Genomic DNA, 20789 nt, shown 5'->3' on the forward strand with positions numbered 1-20789 from the left:
CGTTACGAACCGTCAGTCGCCTCTCGAGCCCCCTCCAGATGCCGCCGTTCGATCCGGACCTCTGAGGCCTTCTCGTTCGCCGTCTCGGGGCCGTATTCGTCGGCGACCTCTCGAATCGCGCGCATGGAGGCGTCCCTGACCAGCGCCTCGAGGTCGGCCCCGGTGTAGCCCTCGAGGTCGGCCGCGAGGTCGGCGATGTCGATGTCGTCGGATAGCGGTTTGCCTTCGGCGTGGACCGCGAGGATCTTCTCGCGAGCCGCCTGATCGGGTTCGCCGACGAAGACGTGGGTATCGAGTCGGCCGGGGCGCAAGAGCGCGGGGTCGATCTGGTCTTTGCGGTTGGTCGCGGCCAGGACGACGAGGTTCGGGTTCTCCCGCATTCCGTCGAGTTCGGTCAGCAGTTGCGAGACGACGCGTTCGGTGACCTCGTGGCCCTCGCCGCGGGCGGCCGTGATGGCGTCGATCTCGTCGAAGAAGACGATCGAGGGTGCCGACTGGCGGGCGCGCTCGAACACCTCGCGGATCGCCTTCTCCGATTCGCCGACGTAGCGGTCGACGATCTCGGGGCCGTCGACGCGGACGAAGTTCACGTCGGTCTCGCCCGCCAGCGCGCGTGCGAGCAACGTCTTGCCGGTCCCCGGCGGGCCGTGTAAGAGGACCCCCGACGGCGGCTCGGTGTTCGTCTCCTCGAAGAGGCGATCGTAGACCAGCGGCCACTCGACGGACTCCCGGAGGGTGTCCTTCGCCTCCTCGAGCCCGCCCACGTCCGAAAAGTCGATCGTCGGCGACTCGGCGACGTACTCGCGCATCGCCGAAGGCTCGACGGACGCCAGCGCCGCGTCGAAGTGGGTCTTCCGGACCGTCGGGTTCCGGCTCCACTCGCGGCGCGCGTCGGTCTCGGTCGGGCGGTCGCGAATAGCGGCCATCGCGGCCTCGCTCGCGACGGCGTCTAAGTCAGCTCCGACGAAGCCGTGGGTCCGCCGGGCGATGGCGTCGACGTCGACGTCGTCTGCGAGGGGCATGCCACGCGTGTGGACCTCGAGAATCTCGCGGCGGCCTTCCTCGTCGGGGACGCCAATCCCGATCTCGCGGTCGAAGCGGCCGCCACGGCGGAGCGCGGGATCGATCGCGTCGACGCGGTTGGTCGCGCCGATGACGATCACTTCGCCGCGGGCGTCGAGCCCGTCCATCAGGGTCAAAAGTTGGCCGACGATCCGGTTTTCGGCGTCGCCCTCGTCGTCGCGCGCCCCGGCGATCGAATCGATTTCGTCGAAGAAGATTATCGTCGGCGCGTTCGCTTCGGCCGTTTCGAACACCTCACGGAGTCGCTCCTCGCTTTCGCCTTTGTACTTCGACATGATCTCCGGCCCGGAGATCGTCTCGAAGTGGGCGTCGACCTCGTTGGCGACGGCGCGCGCGATCAGCGTCTTCCCGGTCCCCGGCGGGCCGTGTAAAAGGACCCCCGACGGCGGCTCGACGCCCAGTCGTCGGAACAGCTCCGGCTCCGACAGCGGGAGCTCGATCATCTCACGGACGAGTTCGAGTTCCTCGTCCAGCCCCCCGATGTCCTCGTAAGTGACGCCGGAGTTCAGTGCAGCGTCGTCTCCCTCGGACTCGAGGGCGGCATCGGCGGTGGCCGGCGTACGCGGTGATCCATCGGACTGCCGGCCGCGGCCGTCGGAGCCGGTGGCACTCGAGTTTGGAGCGGTGTTCGACCCACCGTTCGGGTCGACGAGCCGGACCGTCGTCGAACTCGTGATTCGAACGTCACCGCCGGGGGCCGTGTCGGTGACCCGGAACGGCTGCTTATCGATGCCTTCGATCCGGACCTGTTCGCCGGTGCGTACCGGTCGATTGCGAAGGTTCTCCGCCGCACTATTCTCGACGGCCCGCCGCTGGCTCTCGGTGAGTCCCGGCGGCGCGACCACTGTGATCCGATCGGCGTCGACGATGCTCGATTTGTCCTTCGGTCGGACGGTCACCGTATCGCCGACGTGCACGCCGGCGTTGGCGCGGGTGTCCCCGTCGATCTGGATCACGTCGTCGGGGACCGACGGATCGGCCGGCCAGAGCTTGGTGATCGTCGTCTCGTCGCCCTCGATTACGACGGCGTCGCCACTGAGGATGCCGAGCCGGCGTCGCGCCGACTCCGGTATCCGCGCGACGCCCCGTCCCGCATCTCCCTTCTCTGCGGCGCGCACCGACAGCGTGACGCCGCCCGATTCCGACGAACTCATGTCGGTTCCTTTCGGGTGGATCGCCTTGAGAATTGTCCCATCGCCGGCCGGCGAACGCTCGTGGATACGGGACAGGGACAGCGTCCCGACGGCCTGCCTGAGTCCCAGGGGGCACGATCACAGCGCGTTCTCGAGCAGCCGATCGATGCCGCGGCGAAGTCGCTCGGACGCGGAGGGGGCCGAGATACCGAGTTGATCGCCGAGTTCCTCGGTCGAAGCCTCCCGTGGGACCGTGAAATAACCCGCGTCGCGGGCCGCGACCAGTGCCTCGTACTGCTCGCGGGTCAGCCCGAACGGCGGATCGTCGGCCGACGACTCGCGAGTGAGTCGCTCGAGTTTGAACGTGCCGCCGCGATCGGTAACGAACGCCCGATACTCCGCGAGCGCCTCCCGATCGGGAAACCGTGCTCGGCCCCACCAGCCGTCGACGGTCACGATCCCGCCCAGCGGCGTGGTGCCGAGTTCGACGTATTTCCGATAGATCGGCAGTGGCGGATTGCGCAGCCGAATTCGGTACGTCGACCCGCCGCTTGCGTTTTCCATCGTCGCGTACGTCTCAGCGGTGGGATCGGCCTCGAGTGCTGCCGCAAACTCGTCACCGGGGTCGTCGACCGCCCGGCAGAGGACGACCGGCCGATCGGGATCGTCGACGAGGATGCGGTCGATGTAGACGGTGATCTCTGGGACGGCCGCCACCGCGTCCGTCAGCGGTAGATCGTCGGAGTTGACCTGAAATTCGGCGATGAGTCCCATGCCGCCCGTTCGGTTCGTCGTTACTTAAACACCCTACTGAGTGAGATACAAGGTCATCGGCCGCCAGCGCATATATTCGGCTGAGAATGACCACCAACGAACCGGCGATGCAACTCGAGACCGGAACCCGATCGCACAACTACTACCGAAACGCGGTCGAGAAACACTGGGATCCCCACGAGATCGACCTCGAGGCGGACCGCGAGGGAGTCGCCGAACTCCACGACCTGGCGTTCGAGGGGCTCAAACAGTCGCTCGCACTGTTCGGCGCGGGCGAGGAGTCGGTGACGGAGGACCTCTCGCCGCTGGCGGTCGTCCTCGAGGACATCGAGGACCAGCTGTTCATCACGACGCAGCTCTACGAGGAGTCGAAACACACCGACTTCTTCGATCGCTACTGGCGCGACGTGATCCGCGCAGAAGAGAAGCGGCGTGGACAGGAGCCGTCGTCGCCGACCGACGAGAAGTGGTTCAACGAGCCCTACGACGAACTGTTCGAGCGCAACGAGCAGGCGATGGCGCTGCTGCTCGAGGAGGACACGCCCGAAAACCGCGCGAAGGCTCACTGTCACTACCACCTGACGATCGAGGGGATCTTGGCCCAGACCGGCTACTACGGGCTCACGCTGGCCTACGGCGAGAACGAGCCCGAACTGCCTGATTTGCCAGGGTTGGTTGAGGGACTCAAGCTGGTTCGCAGCGACGAGGGTCGCCACGTCGGCTTCGGGATGGCGAAACTCAAGGAACTCGTCTCCAGCGGCGAGGTCGACGCCGACCTCCTCCACGAGACGGTCGACGAACTGGTCCCGCTCGTCCAGGCGAGTTTGGCTGGCGATGAGGGTGCCAGCACCGAGGGCGGTCCCGGTCCGAGTCCGTCCGATCTGGCCGACTACGCGTACACGAAGCACGAACAGCGGATGCAACAGATCACCAGCGCGAGCGAACGGATTCCGGACGTCGAGGAACTGACCGAGCTCGACGCCTGAAACGCCGTTCACTGCGCTTCTCAATTCTCGGCGCGCGATACGCGCGGAGAAACGCCTTTTGTCGTTCGTCACCCATCGAACGCTATGGTAGTCCAGACCGAACGCGACGACGCCATCTGGTACGAGTGTGAGACCTGTGGGCTACTCTTCGACGAGAAATCGGACGCGACGGAACACGAATCGCGGTGTGACGGGGATGATCCGTCCTACATCCAGTGAGCCATCGCTCGAGTCACTCGAGCCGTTCGCGGTGCTCGGCCGCCAGTTCGCGCGCCGCCTCGAGCGTGTGGGTCTCCGTCCAGCGGACACGGTCGCCGTCGCCGTAGGCCAGCACGCTCTTGAGTTCGTCACGGAGGACGCCGTGGTCGACCGCCAGCACGGTCCCCGACCCGTCGCCGAGTTCGTAGACGCCGGGGCGATCCGGCGCGCTGGCGATCGCCTCGCGCTCGAGATCGCGCCAGGGCTTTTGCAGCGGCATTAGTCCTCGCCGCCCTCGTCACTCCCGTCGATGTCGTTCCTGTCGCCCTCGACGAGTTCGTAGGCGTGTTCGCTCATCTCGTCTTCTGCGAAGACGAAGACACGGCCGTCGACGAGATCGAGGTCCGCCTTGACGCGGACCGAGTAGCCCTCCGTCGACACGGTGACGCCCGGGAACAGGTCCTCTTCGTCGTCACGGTCTAGCATCACGCGGCCGACGCCAGTCGTCTCGAGGATATCGTCGTGGGTGTTTCGGTCGTTGACGTAGGTCATGACGCCCTCGACGCCGTCGGGGTCGGTGACGAGGACGTGGACCTCCTTGCCCGGCGGGGTCGTGACCGCCCCTTCGACGGGGTCGGGCGGGCCGTGATAGAACACGTCTCGGCCGTCCAGATACTCGACGACGACGCCGCCGTCGACGAGGTCGACCCCGATCGTACTGGGGGCGACGTTGTTCCGTGCGCTCATACGCCCACATTCGGTCGGATCGGGGAAAAGGCGTCCGTTCTCCGAGGGGCGTGGGCGATGCGTGTCTCGCTACTGTGTCCCGTGGATCGTCAGCCGTAAGTACGCCCTCTGAGAGTACTCCCGTATGGACGGCCGTGCTGTCGCCCCCGCAGCCGGGACGGTGCTCAACGCGCTCGCAACCGGGACCGGGTCGGCGTTCGCGATCGACCTCGAGACGACGGCGACCGTCGATCTCACTGACGACGGCGAGATCGTCGGCGAGGTCGCCGGCCAGCCCGAGGCTGACACGACGCTCGTGGAACGCTGTGCCGCGATGACGATCGACGAGTACGCCGATCGGGCCGGACTCGACGCATCGACGGTCGGTGCCCGCGTTCGAACCGAGAGCGAGGTCCCGATGGCTTCCGGCCTGAAGAGTTCCAGCGCCGCAGCCAACGCAACGGTCCTCGCGACCCTCGACGCCCTCGAGATCGCCGACGCGGTCGAGCGGATCGAGGCCTGTCGGCTCGGCGTCCGAGCCGCCCGTGACGCCGGCGTGACGGTGACGGGCGCGTTCGACGACGCCAGCGCGAGCATGCTCGGCGGCGTGACGGTGACCGACAACACCGCCGACGCCCTGCTCGCTCGCGAGGAGATCGACTGGCACGCACTGGTCTACACCCCGCCCGAACAGTCCTACAGCGCCGACGCCGACGTCTCGGCCTGCGAACGGGTCGCCCCGATGGCCGATCTCGTCGAAGAACTCGCGCTCGATGGCCGCTACGGCGAGGCGATGACCGTCAACGGCTTCGCCTTCTGTGGCGCACTCGAGTTCTCGACCGGTCCGATAATCGACGCCCTCCCCGACGTGACCGGCGTCTCGCTGTCAGGCACCGGACCAAGCTACGTCGCCGTCGGCGACCGCGAGACGCTCGAGACGGTCCAGAAGCGGTGGGGCGAACACGATGGAACGACACGATTACTGCGAACGCGAACGGACGGAACACGAACGACATGACTCGAGAGCCACAGCACGCGGCGACGGACGGCGGCACAGACGAGAACCGAACACCGGACGAGATGGACCTCGACGAACTCCGCGAGGAGATCCGGACGATCGATCAAGAGATCGTCGAACTGATCGCCCAGCGGACCTACGTCGCGGACACGATCGCGGCGGTCAAAGACGAACAGGGACTGCCGACGACCGACGAGAAGCAAGAACAGCAGGTCATGGAACGGGCCGGCGATAACGCTGAACAGTTCGACGTCGACGCGAATCTGGTCAAAGCGATCTTCCGGCTATTGATCGAGTTGAACAAGGTCGAGCAGCGCGAGAATCGATAGCACGCTAAACAGGCAGTCTCCCGTCAAGATTCGGTCCTCTACGACGCTGGCCCTCGAGACGGTGCTCCGACGGATCCGTGAACTGGGACGGAACGCGTCCTCGACATCGCGGCGGTGTTCGGTCTCAGCCGAGAACCGCACCGTACGAATTGACCGTCTACAGTGCGGGACCGTTCGGTTTGCGACACGGTCTCATCCTATGTTTCTTCCATCCGCGGCCCGTAGTGAGGGATATGATCCGACTCGGGAAACACCGCACTGCAATCGCGGCACGGGACGGAGGATAGCGTGACTGACTCGGATCCCGAGCCGGCCGTGGCCAGTAAGCAGACCCCAGCACCGACGATCCTCGAATCGGTAATTGAATCCGGCCAACACGAGATGGAGCGCGAAACCGAGGGCCTCCTCCTTTCGGGGTTTTCCGCCGGACTCGACATCGGGTTCGGCCCCCTGCTGATGGCGGTCTTGCTCACGCTCTCCGACGGCGGGTACGGCGATCTCGGCACGGAACTGCTCCTCGCGAGCGCCTACGCCGTCGGATTTATTTTCGTCATTATCGCGCGCTCGGAGCTGTTTACCGAGCATACGACCCTCGCCGTGATGCCCGTTCTCGCCGGCCGGGCGTCGATCGCGAATCTGGCTCGCGTCTGGGGATTGGTATGGATTAGCAACGTCATCGGCGGCGCAGTGTTTACGATCTTCGTCGTCGTGCTGGTGCCGGACTTCGGGGTCGCCTCGGCCGACGCGTTCGGGATCATCGCCCACGAACTCGTCGATCACAGCGTTCGGTGGCTGTTCGTGGCCGGAATCCTCGCGGGCTGGCTCATGGGGCTAGTCGCGTGGCTGCTCGCCGCCGCACAGGAGACGACCAGTCGGTTGGTCATCATCTGGCTCGTCACCGCTTCGATCGGCATGCTCCACCTCCCACACTCGATCGCGGGCAACGTCGAGGTGCTGTTCGGACTGGTCGTTTCGACCGACGTCACCGTTTTCGACTATGCGAAATTTCTCCTGCTTTCAACCGTCGGTAACGCTATCGGCGGTGGCGTCTTCGTCGCGCTCCTCAAATACGGCCACGTCGTCCGCGGCGGCGGGTAAACAGTACTTACCAGTCAGAAAACGAATCGAACGATAAAATCAAACGGTGGGGACGCGGCGACTCAGTACTCCCAGCGACGGTCGATTCGCGACGCGATCCCCGGATGCGCTTCTCTAAGCGCGTCGGTATCGGTTTCTCCGTTCACGTTGATCACGTGGACTTCACCCCGACGACCGTCGTACACGTCCTGAAAGTCGTACACGGCACCGACGACATCGACAGCCCCGGGAACGTCGTCGCTCTCCTCAAGGAATTCGACCTGTCGATCGACGTTATACTCGACGAGCCGATTGATCGCGTCCGCCCGATCTACGTCGTCGGGGAGGCGTTCGACGCCCGACTCGAGACGTGGGCTCAAGAGGTCGAGACAGTAGGCGATCCCCGCCGGTTCGGAAAGACCGTCAGTCAGTTCGTCGTAGGTGGCCGTTACGGCCCCACAGCCGGTGTGGCCGACGACGACGACCGTTTCCGTTCCGGTATGTTCGACCGGGTAAAGAACGTCACCAGAAACCACCGGTCCCGATTCGGTTCGTTGCACGACGCGGTTTCCGATATTCCCGCACGTGAAGATCCGTCCCGGCTCATCGTTGCCCCACATCGCGTCCTGAAGAACTCGAGAGTCCGAACAGCAGACGGTGACGACGGCCGGTCGCTGGGCGTCCTGAACGTCGTCAAACGCCGACTGGGAGACTTCGGCGTGGGCCCTATTGCCCTCGAGTAGGTCGATGAATTCCTGGCGCATAGGCGAATGGGTGAGACCTCCAGATATAATTCCACGTGTCCCACGGACTTCTTACGCCGGATCGACGGTCGTCCCGATGTCGACCAGCCGATTATCATCGACCGCCGCCCTCATGTGCTGGCTCGAGGGCATCGCTCGAGCGGCCAGTCACCCGATCCGTTATTCGGTATCGCGAACACATCTCGAGAAAGTATCTGTTAACGTGGATTTCAGCCGAAGGGGGACGAGACGCGGACACAGCCTCGTGTCGCGCTCTCCGGGCGATAATTCCACGTTTCCATCTATCATAGAGACGATATTTGATACAGAAAGCTTATTACGAACTTGTGTAAAGAGGCAGTTACCCCTACCCGGTGTGAGCCCACTCCGTCAGCTTGGGAGTTCGACGCTGGCGGTCGGCTCGCTCTCCAGGTGAATCGCGTGCTAACCAATCGAAACACAACACTAACACACAACACATGACAAACGAAACGACCTATCGCGAAAAGGGACGTGCAGTCGTCCTGGCAGCGCTTATGGTCCTCTCCGTTGTGGCAATGGCAGCTTCCTTCTCGGGAGCCGTTGCAGCAGACAGCCACAAGGACAAAGATCTTACGAAAAACAACCGATATTGGCAGGGCCAGACCATCGTTGTCCAGCCTGACGATGTCGGTAATGGTGATGGTAACGAATCGTTCGCTTCAGCTGAAACGTACGAAGTGATCAACAACGAAACGGGTGGACTGGAGCGCCAGATTTCCGTTTCTGATGGTGACTCGAACTTCTCGATCGTCACTGACCGACTCACGACGGGTCAGTACGACATCGTAAACTCGTCCGGCGTCCTCAAGAGTCAGTTCCGCGTCGACGTCCAGACTCTCGACGCCTCCGCTGACAGTTCGTCCTCGACGCTCGGCGAGAACGTCACAGTCACCCTCAACTCGCAGCGTAGTGGGTACAACGTCACTGTCTCGTCCGACGACCTCTCCAGTAGCGAACTGCAGACGGTCTTCGACGCCTACAGTGGCAATGTGAACACGTCGGGTGACACTGGATTCGGCTACCTCGGCAGCGACGAGATCTCGCTGAGCAACGTCAATAGTATTCAGGACCTGACGGTCAACTTCCCGAAGGCCGACTTCAGCGCAGGAAACTACTCGCTTCAGTTCGACGCTGCCGACACGACGGCAAACGGTAGTGTTGAACTCGAACTCACCAGCCCGGCTTCCTCCCAGGCTAACTTCGCCAAGAATACCTACGAAGAGGAAATCGGCGACATGGCTGAGTTCACCCTCGAGCCGACGAACACCGGCGACAGTATGTGGGTGAACCTCAGCGAATCGAACAATTACTACAACGCTTCGTTCAAGGTCACCGGCTACGGTGACGCGGACGAAGTGACGATCGGCTTCGACACGTTCAACGCAACGTCTGAGGCTAACGCGTTCAAGGTCACGGGCGACAGCGGCGCAACGATCACCTCGCCCGAAGACGTGAACATCGATGCGAACCTTGGAGGCAGTAAGCTTCTGAGCGGCGACCTCGAGATGGAAGCGTACGCTCAGAACCCGTCTAGCCACGAGGAGACGGACGCAGCAGTCCTCCTCCTGAGCAAGCGCTCGGTCAAAAGCGTCAATACGTGGGTCGTTCCCTCGAGCTACAGCACCACCGACAACATTGACGAGCTCCGCGGTGCTGCTACGCAGACCGACACTGTCGCATCCGGCGACCTCGTCATCACTGAGGTTCAGGCCTCGGGCATCTACCCGTACCTGACCGAGGGAGAGAACCTGACCACGAGCGCAGGCCTCGAACTCAACTACACTAACACGCACAACCCGCGCTACGGCTCTGCTGAGCAGATTCAGGTTAACGACCTCATCAAGAACGGTAGCGCTCACATCGTTCCTGACGCCGAGAACAACACGTTCTACGTCGTTTCCGATCTCACGAACTACAACAGTGGTCCGACCGTTGACAGTGACGAGACCTGGAAAGCGACGTTCGAGGTCAACTCTGACAATCCGTACATCGAAACGTCTGACGACGTGCAGTCTGCGTCACAGACCTTCGACGTCGAGAAGCGAACGCTCGAGTTCGCTACGGATCTCAACGAGGACGATCAGCTTCCGATCGCCAACAGCGCGAACTCGAAACTGACGGTCAACACCAACGTCGCACCTGGTACGGAACTCAACTTCCGTCTCCGCTTCCCGACGTCGGTCTCGACCGGCTCCGCTGTTGTCGCCGATGACGGTACGGCTACCGCATCGTGGGACTTCAGCAACCGTGAAGTCGGAACCACCCTTGACACCGTCAGTGCAACCGGTCCCTCCGAGTCCATCTCGGCTAAGGGCATCATCGTCGAAGGCGAGAGCTCCCAGACGGGCGGTCTCGAGTACACCGTCACCACCAGTCCGTCCGACCCAGTCGTGGGTGACAGCGTGACTGGTACGGTCACGGCCGAGAACCCCGCCGACACGACGACCTCCGAGAACGTCGTGTTCACCTTCGACAGTGAGACGGTCTATGACTCCACCGTTGAACTCGAGAGTGGCGCTTCCAGCACGCTTGTTGACGGTAGCACCCTACTCGAGAACGCCTCCGCTGGCAACTACGAGTGGACGCTGACCGTTGGCGGCGAGCAAGTCGACTCCGGTACGGTGACTGTCAGCGAGGAGACTGGCGGCAACGAAAGCGATAGTGGCTCCGGCTCTGGCAGTTCCGGCAGTTCCGGCAGCTCCGACTCCGGCAGCTCCGACTCCGGCAGTTCCGGCAGCTCCGACTCCGGCAGTTCCGGCAGCTCCGACTCCGGTAGCTCCGACTCCGGTAGCTCCGGCACGCCCGGCTTCGGTGTCGGCGTTGCCCTCGTCGCCCTGCTCGGCGCGGCCATGCTGGCCCTGCGCCGTCAGGACTAAGCTGTAGAACTACCGGCCTTCGGCCGGCTTCAATTTCCGCGGTTTCTTTTATCGGACGCTACACCGGCTAGCGACAGCTCTCGCTGATCGAGAGCAAACTGACGACCTACGACGTGATCGGACCGACCGTCTCGGCGACGATGGTTCGCCAAGAATCAACTAGCTTGATCGAAGACGATACCTGTCGATCCGATCTCTGCCGAGACGGGCTTGAGCGTCGAAAGGCGACACTGGTGGTGTGACTCGCTGCGCATACGATTGGTCGCCCTCGAGCAGTCGCGAGCCGAGCGCTACATTCTGTGTTCCAAACGGTGATCTCCAGTGCTTCGAGCGAACTGCAACATCGAACGAGGAACCGGCAAAACAATCTCACGAACGGACCGTGAAGCGCACAGAACGCCTCGAGGAGACCTGGTTGGCGTTACTCGAGAATCGCTGTCGTCAGTCGTCGGCTGCGGCCGGCTCGGCTTCCTCCGCACTCGAGTCGGCGCGTTCGAGGTCCTCGAGGTACTCATCGGCGTCGAGGGCGGCTTTCGAGCCCATTCCCGCCGCAGTCACGGCCTGCTGGTAGTGGTAGTCGACGACGTCGCCGGCACCGAAGATACCGGGGACGTGGGTTTCGGTCTGGCCGCCGCCGTCACCGCCCGTGGTCTTCAGGTAGCCCTCGTCGTCCATCTGAACGCCGGTAGCCTCGAGGTAGTCCGTGTTGGGCGTGTGGCCGATCGCGAAGAAGACCGCGCCGACGTCGAAGTCGAACTCCTCGGTTTCGGGGTCGTCGAGGCGGTCGGTCGGGTGGCCCTTGTCGTTCTCGACGAGCGTGACGTGGTCGACGCCCTCCTCCTGAGAGCCGTGAATCTCGGTCAGTTCGGTGTTTTTCATGATCTCGATCTCGCCCGCTTCGACCTTTTCGCGGACGCGATCGACCCAGTAGTCCTCCGCGCGGAACTCCTCGCGGCGGTGGACGAGGTAGACGGTGTCGGCGAATTTCGTGAGGAAGGTCGCTTCCTCCATGGCGGCGTCGCCGCCACCGACGACGAGCATGTCCTCGCCGCGGAAGAACGCGCCGTCACAGGTCGCACACGTCGAGAGACCGTAGCCCATCAGCTCGTCTTCACCGGGGATATCGAGCGTGCGAGCGCTGGCACCTGAGGCGGCGATGACGGCGTCGGCGGTGTAGACGTCGCCGTTGGTGAGTTCGACTCGGAACGGCCGGCTCGAGTCGTCGACGGATTCGATGATACCGTTTTTGAGTTCCGCGCCGAACTGTTTAGCTTGCTCTTTCATTCGGTTGACGAGCTCCGGGCCGCCGATGCCGTCGGGGAAGCCGGGGTAGTTGGCGACGTCGGTCGTCAGGGTGAGCTGACCGCCAGGTTCGTCGCCCTCGATGACTAGCGGCTCGTTGTTCGACCGGCCGGCGTAGATCGCTGCAGTGAGCCCGGCGATGCCGGTACCGGCGATGATGAGTGTGCGGTGTTCAGCATCGTCGGTTTCGCTCTCTATGCCGAGCTTTTCGTCGAGTTCGCCCGTCTCGTCGAGGGCGCTGGTGTCGTCCCAGCCGCCGATCAGTTCGTCGTCGATGAAGACTTCTGGCGCGGTCTTGCGGCCGTCTGCGCGTTCGACCATCTCCTCGAAGCGGTCGTCGTCGCCGGTGACGTTGTACGTCTCGTACTCGACGCCCTTGCTGTCGAAGAGGTCTTTGGCCTTCTCGCAGTAGGGACAGTCCTCCTTGGTATAGATCTCGACGCGTGGCTGGTCGCTCATATATCAGGTTTGGGATAGAGCGCCTAAACCGATTGCGTTCTCAGCAACGACTCCCTCTTGCTGTGACAAGCCAGTGTCGTCCGTCGTCGCTCCTTCGGCGGACGCGGCGGCGGATACCGCATCGAGACGACGCACTTACGAGTTCGAGCGCCGAGCTAGAACCATGGCTGCTGACCTCGGGGAGAAGACGGACCGCTACGGGAACCTGCTCGCAGAGGCGCTCGAGGAGGCAGTGATCGCACCTCCCGAAGGGACGCCGATGGCCGAGGCGGCCGCAGACTGCTACGAGATGGCGGCGTCGTATCTCGAGGACGGAAACCACTTCCGAGAGCAGGACGATCTCGTCAACGCGCTGGCGTCGTTTTCGTACGGTCACGCATGGCTCGACGCGGGAGCCCGTGTGGGACTGTTCGATGTGCCGACCGAGGGGCACCTATTTACCGTCGAGTAGCGAATTATCCGCGGATCAGTGTCGACATCTTAACTCGCCCACCCCAAGTAATTAATGGCTATATAATCGGAAGCTATATAAACAAACCGCACTACGTTTATAACGTAGGCGAAACATTTATATGGCTTACGGCCTTACCCTATGTTAGCTGAGGCGACCGGGTTTCTTCTGGTTACCCCCACCCGGAAGCCCCGAGTAACCCACCCGATCCACAATGACAGATACCAGCATCCGGACGTATACGAACGAACAAGAGACCGAAACTGAGGAGGAAACCACGGCGGTATCTGATGAGCGCGAGCGCTGCCCGGAGTGTGGCGGCCGGCTGGTCTCTGACGACGAACACGCCGAAACGGTCTGTGAGGACTGCGGTCTCGTCGTCGAGGAAGACGAGATCGACCGCGGCCCCGAATGGCGTGCGTTTGACGCCGCCGAGAAAGACGAGAAGTCCCGCGTCGGTGCACCTACCACGAACATGATGCACGACCAGGGGCTCTCGACGAACATCGGCTGGCAGGACAAAGACGCCTACGGCCGCGCGCTCTCGAGCCGCCAGCGCCAGAAGATGCAACGCCTTCGCACCTGGAACGAGCGGTTCCGTACCCGCGACTCGAAGGAACGCAACCTCAAGCAGGCGCTGGGCGAGATCGACCGAATGGCCTCCGCGCTCGGCCTCCCCGAGAACGTCCGCGAGACCGCAAGCGTCATTTACCGACGCGCGCTCGAGGAGGACCTCCTGCCCGGCCGGTCGATCGAGGGCGTCGCGACGGCGTCGCTGTACGCCGCCGCTCGCCAGGCCGGTACTCCGCGCAGCCTCGACGAGATTTCGGCCGTCTCCCGCGTCGAGAAGATGGAGCTGACCCGCACGTACCGGTACATCATCCGGGAACTCGGCCTCGAGGTCAAACCGGCCGATCCCGAGCACTACGTGCCGCGGTTCGTCAGCGACCTCGACCTCTCTGACGAGACCGAGCGGATGGCCCGCGAACTGCTCGAGTCGGCCCGTCAGGAAGGCGTTCACAGCGGGAAGTCGCCGGTCGGCCTCGCCGCGGCCGCAGTGTACGCCGCTGCGCTGTTGACCAACGAGAAGGTCACCCAAAACGAGGTCAGCGAGGTCGCCAGCATCTCTGAGGTCACCATCCGCAACCGCTACAAGGAACTGCTCGAGGCCTCGGATACTGCCGCGCCCGCGTAAACGCGGTCGGTAAGCTGTGTCCGACGGTGGCGTCTGTCCCCGTCGACACGGGTGGTGTTTTTAGCCGGTTGGAACTGCGGCAACGTTTTTCAGCTCCCGTGTGAATGAGAGTAGCATGGATAAAACGACTGTTCAGCTATTGTGTCCTGAATGTACGAAAGACTGGCAGACAGCGCCGGATGAGCTGCCAACGCCGTCCGAAATGTTTCACTGTCCGAACTGTCACGCCTCTCGGCGCACCGCCGAATTCATGCGAACGGATCGCGATCTGCAGACGTTAAAGCAGCTCGGATAGACCGGTACCGAGGTAAGTACTGAACCGGTCGTTTCGACCCCATCGTTCTAGCAGTAATCACCATTTAACTCTCCGAAGAGATGGTGTCGGAACCTGGAAAGAAAGAACTGATTACGGTAGTAAATAAGATCATACGAACTCCCTGTCTCTCGGTTCTGTCGGAGTAGGGACCGAATTCGAACTATTCGGTATCGTGATAGACAACGCAGCTAATACGGGCTGCGTGTTAACGCAACTCAAGATAATAATATAACCCTGCAGTGGGTAGGAGTGGATGGTTATGAAGAAGCAGGAGCTCATTCACCTTCACGGCCTTCTCGCGGAGGTATCCAACCAGTGCGCCGCGTGGGACAACTGTCAGATCGATCTCGAGGAGTACGAATCGCTCGGCATCCGACCGACATCGATCCACAAATCGAAGACCGACCACAAGGCTGCTGTTTTCGCGCTCGCCGGGGGCATCACGACCAACATGCGTGAAGGAGAGCAGGAAGCAGTCGCAGCAACAGCGGACTGAGAAAATCGTCGCATCCTCGGATCGCAAACTGTCTAGTCACAACGTTATCCAGCGTTCCGGTATCTTCGCTCGCGTTGTGTCCCCGAAATTTCGTCTTGCCGACCGCGCCCCTCGGCGAAAACTGATCTGAATTCGGCCGCACTCGCTCGAAGCCGTTGCGTCGATCTGCTGCGTCGATCTATTCGACGAGGTCTTCGAACTCCGGGAGAATCTCTTCGTCCTCGTCGTCTTCGCTTCCGTCGTCGTCGATTTCCGAGCCGTGTGAGTCGTCCGTCTGCTCGTCGTCCGATTCGTCTTCGTCTTCTTCTTCGTCTTCCAGCACCTCGATGCGCTCGACCTCGAGTGGAATGTTCTCGAGGCGCTGGCCGATTTCCTTTCGGGCGATCCGCGAGGCGTGTTCCTCGCGCTCGACGTTGAAGACGGTCATTTCTAACTCGAGCGCGACGAGGGCTTCGTCGGCCGCGATGAACGCGGGCGGAAGCTCCTCCCCGGATTCGGAGGTCCGCTCGCCCATGTTGATCTCGACGTAATTGAGGTCAGGGTTCAGCATCTCGCCCGTCTTCGAGATGGCGATACGGATCGCCTCGTCTTCCGTTTCCACGTCGAATACCGGCACAGCAGCTTCGACGACGACCCTGCAATTCATATCGAGACGTAGTATCGCCTCCAGTAAGAAGGTTCGCCTCGAAACGGTGTTAGTCGGTCGCCTCCCGCATCGTGGCTCGCCGCTGTGCCCCCCGTTTCGCTCGCCGCCCGGCGAAGTCAACAGCGGGGTCCGAAAGGCAAAAGCCCGCGCCCCCGAAGGGCCGAACGAATGGAGACCGGGACGATCCCAGTCGACGATCTCGCCGGTGGATTCGATCTGTACCGAACCGTAGAGAGCGGGCAGAGCTACCTCTGGCGGCGCGAGGACGACGAGATGTATACCGGAACGCCGGCTCCAAACGCCTGGTACTCGACTGTCGTCGACGGTACCGTGGTTCGCGTTCGAACCCGCGACGGCGTCCTCGAGTGGGAGTCGACGACCGACGCGGAACCGCTCGTCCGCCGACTGTTACGCCTCGACGACGACCTCGAGGCGATCGTCGCGGCCGCACCGGACGATCCGTTGCTCCACGAAGCCTACAAGGCACACCGCGGGATGCGGCTGGTCGACGATCCGCCCTTCGGCTGTCTGATCTCGTTTATCTGCTCGGCCCAGATGCGGGTGAGCCGGATCCACTCGATGGTCTCGACGCTGGCTCGAGAATACGGCAGTCCGATCGAATTCGACGGCGAGACCTATTATGCGTTCCCGACGCCGAGCCAACTCGCGACCGCGACCGAGGCCGAACTGCGCGATCTCGGGCTCGGGTACCGCGCCCCGTACGTCGTCCGGACGGCGGAGATGGTCGTCGACGGCGAGGGTCACCCGGCCGAGGCACGGGGCCGTGCGTACGAGGACGCGCGAGAGTACCTGAAGCGGTTCGTCGGCGTCGGGGATAAGGTGGCCGACTGCGTCCTTCTCTTTTCGTTGGGGTTCGACGAGGCCGTTCCGCTGGATACGTGGATTAAATCGGCGATCGAAGAGCATTACCCCGACTGCGACCGCGGCTCGTACGCGGAGACGTCGCGGGCGCTACGCGAACGGCTCGGCGGTGAGTACGCCGGCTACGCCCAGACGTACGTCTTTCACCACCTCCGAACGGGAGAGTGAGCACGTCGGCAGGTCGAGTCGAACCGCATCGACAGCCCCCTCGAGCGTCGTCTGAAACGTGTAGTCGACGCGGGGCCGCTCCTGTGCTCGAGCTGAATGCCGGCTCGGCGCTATCCGGTCTTTGGATCGGGTGTGGACTCGAGACACGTCCCGTAGTCGCTTCCCGGTCACATGGGCCGGATTTTTGCCGGTCGCGGCCGAGGGCACGCACATGGCTGGTCGAACCCGCGCACACGTGTTCGTCTCCGGCACGGTCCAGGGCGTCTACTACCGCGCGAATACTCGCGACACGGCTCGCGAGAAGGGCGTCGACGGCTGGGTGAAGAATAGAGATGACGGTCGCGTCGAGGCGGTCTTCGAAGGGCCAGAGGACGCCGTCGACGCGATGATCGAGTGGTGTCATACGGGCAGCCCCGCGGCCGAGGTCGAGGACGTCGAGGCCGAGTACGAGGAGCCGCAGGGCGAAGATGGGTTCGAGATCCGATACTGACCGAGAACGAGGCATGATCGGGGATTGTTCGCTGCCGTCGGCCGACCGTCCGGACCGCTGTGTCAACGCAAGAGCGTGTCAACGAGCAACTCGCCGTACTCGACGAACGCGACGGTCGGCGTTCCGGGCAGATAGACCGAGACGTCAGGCTGGTCGAGCGGGTCGGCAAACGCTTCGGATTCAGTTGAGTCCATGTCTCCCGTTCGAACCGCCCACGGTTATACATTCGTAACGATAGCTGCGGAATCAAGAACGAACGATCGTTATAGAGCAACCGTCTCGCGGCTACCGGGTCACGGTCAGCCGGTCACCGGCCGACGACTACGGCAAACCGTATCGGTGCCGGCCGGTGAGCCGTCCGCAATCTTCAACGGTCGGCCGGTCGAACTCACGTCCATGATTACAGGCGAGCGAATGGCCGCCGTCGACGAGAACGCCGCCGCGCTCGGCGTACCGCGAAAGCAGTTGATGGAGTCGAGCGGACACGCGGTCGCCCGCGAAATTCGGGAGATCGCCGATCCCGGAGACCGGGTCGCCGTCGTCGCCGGTCGGGGGAACAACGGCGGCGACGCGTTCGTCGCCGCTCGCTTTCTGGACGAATACGAGGTGACGACGCTCTTGCTGGGCCGAGCGGAACTGATCGGCACGGAGATCGGTCGCGAGAACTGGGCGGCCTTACAGCGCGCCGGCTACGAGACGCGCGAGGTGACCGACTCGAGCGCGTTCGCCCTCCCCGAGGCCGACGTGGTCGTCGACGCGATGCTCGGGACGGGGATCAGCGGCGACCTCCGCGAACCGGCAGCGACCGCCGCGAGGGCGATCGACGAGGCCGACGCGACCGTCGTGGCGGTCGACGTGCCGTCAGGATTCGACGCCGACGGCGGCGATTACGCCGACAACGGCGTCGAGGCGGACCGCGTCGTCACCTTCCACGATTCGAAACCGGGGCTGGACGACCTCGAGGCCACAGTCACCGTGGCGGACATCGGCATCCCCGCGGCCGCAGAGCGGTTCGTCGGCCCCGGCGACGTTGACCTCGCGCGGCCGAATGGCCGAGACGGACGGCCCTACGTCATCGGCGGCGGTCCATACACCGGCGCGCCGGCGCTGGCCGCACAGGCCGCGCTGCGGGCCGGCGCGGAACTCTCCTTCGTCGCCGCTCCCGACGCCGTCGCCGGCGAGATTCAGGGCTACGCCGAGGATCTCATCGTCCAGCCCTACGAGAGCGACCGGCTTGCGCCGGACCGGGTCGACGACCTCCTCGAGACCGCCGAACGGTACGAGGACGTGGTCGTCCTCGGCCCCGGACTCGGCTCCGCCGACGAAACGCTCGCGGCCGTCCGGCAGTTCCTCTCCTCCTATACGGGGCCGGCGGTCGTCGACGCCGACGCGCTCGCGGTCGTCCCCGAGATCGAGACCGAGGCCACGCTGGTCTGTACGCCAAACCGCCGGGAACTCGCTCGGATGGGTGGCCCCGATACCGACTCGCTGCGCGACGCGGCCGACGAGATCGAGGACTTCGCCGCGGAACTGGGCCACGTCGTCCTCGCGAAGGGCGTCGACGACGTGGCGACCGACGGCGAGCGAACCCGAGTCTGCCGGACCGGCGCGCCCGGCATGAAAGTCGGCGGCACCGGCGACCTGCTGGCCGGCATCGTCGCGGCGCTGCTCGAGCACGCCGACCCGCTCGACGCCGCGGCCGCGGCCGCGTACGTCAACGGCCGCGCCGGCGAGCGACTCGCCGACGACGGCTCGATGGGCTTTCTCGCCTCCGAGATGCTCGCGGAGATCCCCGCGGCTCTGTGGGGTGGGGCCGATGAGTGACGACGGTGCAGCCGATGGATCTGCCGATCCAGACGGGCTGACCCACACCACTGCTGAGGGCGACGTCCAGATGGTCGACGTCGGCGACAAGCCCGACAGCGAGCGCCGCGCGGTCGCGGCCGGGGAGATCCGGCTTCAGGGGTCGACGATCGAGGCGATCCGGGCCGACGAGATCGGCAAGGGCGACGTCCTCGCGACCGCCCGCGTCGGCGCGGTCCAGGCCGTCAAACACACCTGGGAGACGATCCCGATGTGCCATCAGATTCCGATCACCAACGTCGACACCGACTTCTCACTCGCCGACGACCGGCTCGAACTCGAGGTTGCCGTCGAGACGACCGGCAAGACGGGCTGTGAGATGGAGGCCCTCGAGGGCGTCACGACCGGGCTCAACGTCGTCTGGGACATGGTCAAGGCCGTCGAGAAAGACGACGCAGGACAGTATCCCGACACCGGGATCGAGAACGTACGCGTCGTCCGCAAGGAGAAGCGGCGGGCGTAGCCCAGCGGGATGACGCTTCGCACGCCGCTCTGTGACCTGCTCGAGATCGACTATCCGATCGTTCAGGCCCCGATCGGGAGCGCGACCGGCCCCGAACTGGCGGCTGCCGTGTCGAACGCCGGCGGTCTGGGACAGCTCGCGGTGACGTGGCGCGACCGCGAGGCGACGCGCCGGGCGATTCGCGCGACGCAGGCCCTGACCGACGCGCCGTTCGCGGTCAACCTCGTCCTCGACGAGGCGACGACGACCGTCGATACCGACGACCACCTCGAGACGATCCTCGAGGCGGGTGCGCCGATCGTCACCCTCTCGTTCGGCGAGGCCGCCCCCTACGTCGACCGAATTCACGACGCAGGTGCGGTCGTCGCCCAGACCGTCGGCAGCGCCGACGAAGCACGCGCGGCGGTCACCGCTGGCGTCGATATAGTCGTTACCCAGGGGCTCGAGGCCGGCGGCCATGTCCAGAGCGAGGTCGCAACGACGGTCCTGGTTCCCCGGGTCGCGGACGCGGTCGGCGACGAGGTGCCGATCGTCGCGGCCGGCGGGATCGCCGACGGACGCGGCATCGCCGCCGTACTCGCGCTGGGAGCCGACGGCGCGTGGCTCGGCACGCGATTCGTCGCGACCGAGGAGGCGCGCGTCCACGACCGGTATCAAGAGCGCCTTCGAGAGAGCGACGAGACCGAGACCGCGCTCACGACCCTCTTTGACAAGGGCTGGCCCGGCACGGCCCACCGAGTACTGCGAAACGAGACGCTCGAGCACTGGGAGTCAGCAGATCGACCGCCCGCTGGCGAGCGGCCGGGCGAGAACGACACCGTCGCTCGGTCCGGCGACGGTGACCCGATCGAGCGGTACGACGAGGCGCTCGCCACGCCGGACGTCGACGGTGCTATCGACGAAATGGCGCTGTTCGCCGGACAGAGCGTCGGGCTAACCGACGACGTTCGACCCGCGTGTGCTCTACTCGAGGCTCTCGCCGCGGAAACGCGCGAGGCGATTTCGGAGTTGCCGGGTCGGGAGACACGCGAACGATAGCGCTCGGCCGGCAAAACGTGAATCGCCCCTCGAGT

General features: G+C 64.0%; 23 protein-coding genes. 15 read left to right on the forward strand and 8 right to left on the reverse strand.

Translation table 11 applies throughout. The annotated features are described in order from the left end of the window. Nucleotides 1-2: 2 nt before the first annotated feature. Both ACJ70B_RS15320 and ACJ70B_RS15325 read right to left on the reverse strand, forming a co-directional pair. A complete protein-coding gene (locus ACJ70B_RS15320; protein ID WP_408957856.1) occupies nt 3-2237 on the reverse strand; it encodes an AAA family ATPase in 2235 nt (744 codons plus the stop codon). Nucleotides 2238-2354: 117 nt separating this feature from the next. Further along, a complete protein-coding gene (locus ACJ70B_RS15325) occupies nt 2355-2990 on the reverse strand; it encodes a helix-turn-helix domain-containing protein (protein WP_408957857.1) in 636 nt (211 codons plus the stop codon). An 86-nt stretch (nt 2991-3076) separates the two neighbouring features. On the opposite strand from ACJ70B_RS15325, the gene ACJ70B_RS15330 reads away from it, so the two are divergent. Beyond that, nucleotides 3077-3976, forward strand: a complete 900-nt coding sequence (locus ACJ70B_RS15330) for a ribonucleotide-diphosphate reductase subunit beta (RefSeq protein ID WP_408957858.1) — start codon at nt 3077-3079, stop codon at nt 3974-3976. 84 nt (nt 3977-4060) lie between these two features. Next, a complete protein-coding gene (locus tag ACJ70B_RS15335) occupies nt 4061-4195 on the forward strand; it encodes a hypothetical protein (protein ID WP_408957859.1) in 135 nt (44 codons plus the stop codon). A gap of 13 nt (nt 4196-4208) precedes the next feature. Here ACJ70B_RS15335 and ACJ70B_RS15340 read toward each other — a convergent pair whose 3' ends face one another. Both ACJ70B_RS15340 and ACJ70B_RS15345 read right to left on the reverse strand, forming a co-directional pair. Then, nucleotides 4209-4454, reverse strand: a complete 246-nt coding sequence (locus ACJ70B_RS15340; protein ID WP_408957860.1) for a hypothetical protein — start codon at nt 4452-4454, stop codon at nt 4209-4211. After that, complete coding sequence (locus ACJ70B_RS15345; RefSeq protein ID WP_408957861.1) at nt 4454-4921, reverse strand: DUF5796 family protein; 468 nt, start codon at nt 4919-4921, stop codon at nt 4454-4456. Before ACJ70B_RS15345 ends, ACJ70B_RS15340 begins: the two co-directional genes overlap by 1 nt. Nucleotides 4922-5045: 124 nt before the next feature. Between ACJ70B_RS15345 and ACJ70B_RS15350 the strand changes: the two genes are divergently transcribed. The 3 genes from ACJ70B_RS15350 to ACJ70B_RS15360 all read left to right on the forward strand — a co-directional run bounded on the left by ACJ70B_RS15350 (nt 5046) and on the right by ACJ70B_RS15360 (nt 7345). After that, nucleotides 5046-5918 carry a shikimate kinase gene (locus ACJ70B_RS15350; protein ID WP_408957862.1) on the forward strand — a complete coding sequence of 291 codons (873 nt, stop codon included), beginning with the start codon at nt 5046-5048 and terminating at the stop codon, nt 5916-5918. After that, nucleotides 5915-6247: a chorismate mutase gene (locus tag ACJ70B_RS15355; RefSeq protein ID WP_408957863.1), complete on the forward strand. Its 333-nt coding sequence runs from the start codon at nt 5915-5917 to the stop codon at nt 6245-6247. Before ACJ70B_RS15350 ends, ACJ70B_RS15355 begins: the two co-directional genes overlap by 4 nt. Nucleotides 6248-6535: 288 nt before the next feature. Continuing rightward, nucleotides 6536-7345 carry a formate/nitrite transporter family protein gene (locus tag ACJ70B_RS15360; protein WP_408957864.1) on the forward strand — a complete coding sequence of 270 codons (810 nt, stop codon included), beginning with the start codon at nt 6536-6538 and terminating at the stop codon, nt 7343-7345. Nucleotides 7346-7407: 62 nt separating this feature from the next. On the opposite strand, the gene ACJ70B_RS15365 is transcribed toward ACJ70B_RS15360, so the two are convergent. After that, on the reverse strand, nt 7408-8088 hold the full coding sequence (locus tag ACJ70B_RS15365) for a carbonic anhydrase (protein WP_408957865.1): 681 nt from the start codon (nt 8086-8088) through the stop codon (nt 7408-7410). 458 nt (nt 8089-8546) lie between these two features. Between ACJ70B_RS15365 and ACJ70B_RS15370 the strand changes: the two genes are divergently transcribed. Next, nucleotides 8547-10985: a BGTF surface domain-containing protein gene (locus tag ACJ70B_RS15370; RefSeq protein ID WP_408957866.1), complete on the forward strand. Its 2439-nt coding sequence runs from the start codon at nt 8547-8549 to the stop codon at nt 10983-10985. 441 nt (nt 10986-11426) lie between these two features. Here the strand turns inward: ACJ70B_RS15370 and grxC are convergent, their stop codons facing one another. Beyond that, the gene (gene grxC, locus ACJ70B_RS15375; protein ID WP_408957867.1) at nt 11427-12746 is read right to left on the reverse strand and encodes a glutaredoxin 3; all 1320 of its coding nucleotides are present in this window, start codon (nt 12744-12746) and stop codon (nt 11427-11429) included. A 163-nt stretch (nt 12747-12909) separates the two neighbouring features. Between grxC and ACJ70B_RS15380 the strand changes: the two genes are divergently transcribed. The 4 genes from ACJ70B_RS15380 to ACJ70B_RS15395 all read left to right on the forward strand — a co-directional run bounded on the left by ACJ70B_RS15380 (nt 12910) and on the right by ACJ70B_RS15395 (nt 15204). After that, on the forward strand, nt 12910-13197 hold the full coding sequence (locus tag ACJ70B_RS15380; protein WP_408957868.1) for a DUF357 domain-containing protein: 288 nt from the start codon (nt 12910-12912) through the stop codon (nt 13195-13197). Nucleotides 13198-13411: 214 nt separating this feature from the next. Continuing rightward, on the forward strand, nt 13412-14392 hold the full coding sequence (locus ACJ70B_RS15385) for a transcription initiation factor IIB (RefSeq protein ID WP_408957869.1): 981 nt from the start codon (nt 13412-13414) through the stop codon (nt 14390-14392). A 115-nt stretch (nt 14393-14507) separates the two neighbouring features. Then, nucleotides 14508-14687: a hypothetical protein gene (locus ACJ70B_RS15390; protein WP_408957870.1), complete on the forward strand. Its 180-nt coding sequence runs from the start codon at nt 14508-14510 to the stop codon at nt 14685-14687. Between the two features lie 280 nt (nt 14688-14967). Continuing rightward, nucleotides 14968-15204 (forward strand): UPF0058 family protein, encoded by a 237-nt coding sequence (locus tag ACJ70B_RS15395; protein WP_408957871.1) that lies wholly within the window; start codon nt 14968-14970, stop codon nt 15202-15204. Nucleotides 15205-15382: 178 nt separating this feature from the next. Here ACJ70B_RS15395 and ACJ70B_RS15400 read toward each other — a convergent pair whose 3' ends face one another. Beyond that, nucleotides 15383-15850 (reverse strand): DUF555 domain-containing protein, encoded by a 468-nt coding sequence (locus ACJ70B_RS15400; protein ID WP_408957872.1) that lies wholly within the window; start codon nt 15848-15850, stop codon nt 15383-15385. Nucleotides 15851-16018: 168 nt separating this feature from the next. Here ACJ70B_RS15400 and ACJ70B_RS15405 point away from each other — a divergent pair, with 168 nt between their 5' ends. After that, complete coding sequence (locus ACJ70B_RS15405; RefSeq protein WP_408957873.1) at nt 16019-16900, forward strand: DNA-3-methyladenine glycosylase family protein; 882 nt, start codon at nt 16019-16021, stop codon at nt 16898-16900. 211 nt (nt 16901-17111) lie between these two features. Then, nucleotides 17112-17390 carry an acylphosphatase gene (locus ACJ70B_RS15410; RefSeq protein ID WP_408957874.1) on the forward strand — a complete coding sequence of 93 codons (279 nt, stop codon included), beginning with the start codon at nt 17112-17114 and terminating at the stop codon, nt 17388-17390. Nucleotides 17391-17452: 62 nt separating this feature from the next. On the opposite strand, the gene ACJ70B_RS15415 is transcribed toward ACJ70B_RS15410, so the two are convergent. Then, on the reverse strand, nt 17453-17584 hold the full coding sequence (locus ACJ70B_RS15415; protein WP_408957875.1) for a hypothetical protein: 132 nt from the start codon (nt 17582-17584) through the stop codon (nt 17453-17455). Nucleotides 17585-17786: 202 nt separating this feature from the next. Here ACJ70B_RS15415 and ACJ70B_RS15420 point away from each other — a divergent pair, with 202 nt between their 5' ends. From ACJ70B_RS15420 to ACJ70B_RS15430, 3 genes are read left to right on the forward strand one after another with little or no spacing between them, the layout of a single operon-like run. Next, nucleotides 17787-19214: an NAD(P)H-hydrate dehydratase gene (locus ACJ70B_RS15420; RefSeq protein ID WP_408957876.1), complete on the forward strand. Its 1428-nt coding sequence runs from the start codon at nt 17787-17789 to the stop codon at nt 19212-19214. Further along, nucleotides 19207-19716: a cyclic pyranopterin monophosphate synthase MoaC gene (moaC, locus tag ACJ70B_RS15425; protein ID WP_408957877.1), complete on the forward strand. Its 510-nt coding sequence runs from the start codon at nt 19207-19209 to the stop codon at nt 19714-19716. Before ACJ70B_RS15420 ends, moaC begins: the two co-directional genes overlap by 8 nt. A 9-nt stretch (nt 19717-19725) precedes the next feature. Further along, entirely contained in the window at nt 19726-20754 is a 1029-nt protein-coding gene (locus ACJ70B_RS15430; protein ID WP_408957878.1) for an NAD(P)H-dependent flavin oxidoreductase, read from the forward strand. The last annotated feature ends 35 nt before the right edge of the window (nt 20755-20789 follow it).

The organism is Natrinema sp. 74 (assembly GCF_046097095.1).
Taxonomy (GTDB): Archaea; Halobacteriota; Halobacteria; order Halobacteriales; family Natrialbaceae; genus Natrinema.